Genomic DNA, 1,214 nt, shown 5'->3' on the forward strand with positions numbered 1-1,214 from the left:
CATCGGCGCCCTTGCCCTGCAGATCGCCCTCAGCAGCGGCGGCGAATCGGCCGACCGGCAGGGCGCGCTGGCCCAGGTCGCGGAGCAGCCGTTCGGGAAGGTGATGCTGTGGGCGATGGTGGTCGGCTTCGCCTCCATGGCGCTCTGGCGGGGAGCCCGCGCCGTGCTCACCAGGGGACCTCAGCGGAAGGCGGGTTCGCGAGTTCTCGACGGCGGGCGGGCGGTCTTCTACGCCTTCGTCTGCTGGACCACGGCGGTGTATGCCGCCGGAGGCGGCCAGGGCTCCAGCGGCAACGAGCAGTCGCAGGACGGGACGGCATCGGCGCTCAAACTGTCGTACGGCCAGGTGCTGGTGGGAGCCGCGGGGTGCCTCCTGATCGGCATCGGCGTGGTACTCGCCGTCCGGGCGGCCATGCGGCGCTTCCTCAAGCAGCTGGACACCGGCGCCATGAGCCACCGTACGAGGCAGGTCGTCACCGCTCTGGGCGTGGGCGGAGGCGTGGCACGTGGCGTGGTGTTCGCGGTGGCCGGGATCTTCATCCTGGTGGCAGCCGTCCGCTTCGACCCGGACGAGGCCAAGGGCGTGGACGCGACGCTCCGTAGCTTCACGCAGACACCAGCAGGGCCATGGCTCCTGGTCGCCGTCGCGATCGGGCTGATTCTCTTCGGCGTCTTCTCCTTCGCCTCGGCCCGCTGGCGCCGGCTGTGAGCGGCGGTTCGCCATCTACCGCCATGCGTCAGTGGGCCGGGCGCCGGCGGTGTGAGCGCGATACCGAGCGCACGAGCAGGTACAGCACGGCGGCGATGAGGAGCAGCACGCCGGTGGAGAGCAGATACAGCAGTCCGTCGACGACAGCGCCGATGACGATCCGGCTCTACCGTGGGAAGAGGAAGTAGATCCCAGGAGCACGTCATGATCATCCTCGGGCTCGTCATTCTCGTCGCCGCGGTGGTCGTCGGCGTCGCCGGCGTTCTCTCCAACAGTGGCAGCGCCCATGAGTTCACCGGCGGATTCTCGGTCTTCGGTGTCGACGTCACCGGCTCCACCGGCACCCTCTTCCTCTGCGGCATCGTCGTCGGGGCGGCGGCTCTGCTCGGGCTGAGCCTGATCCTGACCGGTACACGCCGTACCACTCGCCGTGGCCGCCCTGCGCATCGCGGGCTCGGACCGTCTCGGCGCGAGTCTGTCGCAGCCGAACAGGAACGCGGTGGCC

General features: G+C 70.0%; 2 protein-coding genes. Both read left to right on the top strand.

Features of this window, described 5'->3' with window-relative positions; translation table 11 throughout:
• Position 1 precedes the first annotated feature (1 nt).
• Positions 2-709 carry a DUF1206 domain-containing protein gene (locus IG08_RS0153240; RefSeq protein WP_078656162.1) on the top strand — a complete coding sequence of 236 codons (708 nt, stop codon included), beginning with the start codon at positions 2-4 and terminating at the stop codon, positions 707-709.
• A 204-nt stretch (positions 710-913) separates the two neighbouring features.
• A partial coding sequence (locus IG08_RS0153245; protein WP_030622118.1) for a hypothetical protein occupies positions 914-1,214 on the top strand: 301 nt, incomplete at its 3' end.

It is taken from the genome of Streptomyces fulvoviolaceus (genome assembly GCF_000718165.1).
GTDB classification, from domain to species: Bacteria; Actinomycetota; Actinomycetes; order Streptomycetales; family Streptomycetaceae; genus Streptomyces; species Streptomyces fulvoviolaceus.